1 protein-coding gene is annotated in these 1,267 nt (G+C 65.6%); it reads left to right on the forward strand.

Annotated elements, in window-relative coordinates; translation table 11 throughout:
• Positions 1–275: 275 nt before the first annotated feature.
• Positions 276–1,267: IS30 family transposase (locus AC1D14_RS22555; protein ID WP_476969232.1), on the forward strand; the 992-nt coding region annotated here is incomplete at its 3' end.

A 1,267-nucleotide genomic window follows, 5' to 3' on the forward strand; every position in this document is an offset into this window, starting at 1 on the left:
CTTGGGTTCTAGCGGTCGTTGCAACACCCCGACTTTTGGGAGTTGCAACGACCGTGGTTCGTTTAAGCGGTGATTCATCAGGATCCGGGTGGTACTCGCAGGATCAGAAGGATGCATTTTTCGCGGTGTTTGACCGCTTGGGGAGTACGGCGGCGGCCGCGAGAGAGTTGGGGTTGAACCGGTTCACCTGTGCAGGCTGGGTCCGGAAGGCGGGACTGAAGGGCCGCGGGAAACGCGGGTCCGGTCCCCATCCTGGCCGGGATGAATTCTTTGAGCTGCGCGAGGCCGGGGTCAGCCGCCGRGAGGCAGCCAGGGCCGTGGGTGTGCATGCCCGCACTGCCAAGGACTGGGACGTTGGCATCCGAAAATCGGGCAGCCGCCGCTTTTACCCCGACGGGCRGGTAGTCGACTACAAACGTGGAGTGACCACATTCCACGCGCCGTMGGACTCCGACGGGTCCATCGACCCCCGCTTTCTGTCACTGCAGGAACGTGAAATGATCCGGGACCTGAGCCGGGCCGGTTCCTCGCTGAGGACGATAGCGCTGACTCTGCAGCGTTCCCCCTCGACCATCAGCCGGGAACTGCACCGCAACAGCGACCCCCTGCTGGGTTACCTGCCCCACGGAGCGGACCGGCAAGCCGCCGCCCGCAGAGCCCGTCCCAAGACAGCGAAACTGACCGGCGAGTCGAAACTGCGGGATTACGTGCAGGCAGGACTGGGTCTGGAATGGTCACCGGAGCAGATATCGCACAGGCTGGTCACGGACCACCCCGATGACCAGGAGATGCGCGTGAGCCCCGAGACGATCTACCAGGCCCTCTACCTCCAGGCCCGGGGCGGCCTCAAACGCGAAATCCAAGCCGCCCTGCGCACCGGCCGCGCCCGCCGCCACCCCCACAACAACTCCGCGGAACGACGGCCCCGGTTCGCGGACCCAATGATCATGATTTCCGAACGCCCGCCCGAAATCGAGGACCGGGCCATCCCCGGGCACTGGGMAGGAGACCTCATCACCGGGACACTGAACCAGTCCGCGATCGCCACCCTGGTCGAACGCACCAGCCGGTACGTGATGCTCGTCCACCTGCCCACGGATCACGGCGCCGAAGCAGTCCGGGACGGACTCGTCACCGCCATGACGGCCCTGCCYGCGCACCTGCGAGGCTCCCTGACCTGGGACCAGGGCTCCGAAATGGCAGCCCACAAATCCTTCACCMTGGCCACGGACATGAACGTCTACTTCTGCGACCCCGCCAGCCCCTG

This window comes from Arthrobacter sp. P1_B11, assembly GCF_056406715.1.